This window comes from Streptomyces niphimycinicus, from assembly GCF_018883605.1.
GTDB classification, from domain to species: domain Bacteria; phylum Actinomycetota; class Actinomycetes; order Streptomycetales; family Streptomycetaceae; genus Streptomyces; species Streptomyces niphimycinicus.
In genome coordinates this window covers 1-640 of sequence record NZ_JAHLEM010000133.1, presented here as the reverse complement: position 1 = coordinate 640, position 640 = coordinate 1, and the positions used below count along the sequence as shown (strand labels likewise).

1 protein-coding gene is annotated in these 640 nt (G+C 72.3%); it reads right to left on the bottom strand.

Going from position 1 to position 640, the window contains the following annotated elements; genetic code table 11:
* Positions 1 to 640 (bottom strand): sensor histidine kinase (locus tag KN815_RS14125; protein ID WP_253208966.1); only part of this gene is annotated, 640 nt, incomplete at both ends.

The following is a 640-nucleotide window of genomic DNA, read 5'->3' as shown; positions in this document are numbered from 1 at the left end:
GGAGTTGACGACGAGGATCCCGTCCACCGCGTCGATCCGCTCGGACAGCCCGGCCAGCCCCGAACCGGCGGAGGTGTCCGCCCCGCCCCGTCCGTCGTCCGTGATCTGAAGCATCACCCGGTCCTCGGTACGCCAGACATCGACCTCGGCGGTGCGGGCGCCGCTGTGCTTGCTGATGTTCTGGAGCAGTTCGGAGACGGTGAAGTAGGCGATTCCCTCGATCGCGGGCGCGGGCCGCTGCGGAAGGTCGACGGTCACCGTGACGGGGACGGTGCAGCGGGCCGAGAGCGCGGAGAGGGCGGGGCCGAGGCCGCGGTCGGTGAGGATCGCGGGGTGGATGCCGCGGGCGAGGTCGCGCAGTTCCTGGAGGGCGAGCTTCACCTCGCCGTGGGCCTCGTCGACCATCTTGGCGGCGGCCTCCGGATCCTCCTCCAGCTTCTCCTTCGCCAGGCCCAGGTCCATGGCGAGGGCGACCAGCCGGGCCTGGGCGCCGTCGTGGAGATCGCGTTCGATGCGGCGCAGATCCGCGGCGGCGGTGTCGACCACCGTGCCCCGGTCCGACTCCAGCTCCCAGACCCGGCTGGCCAGCCGCGACGGACCGAGCAGCCCGGCCACCATGATCCGGTCGACCGAGGTCAGC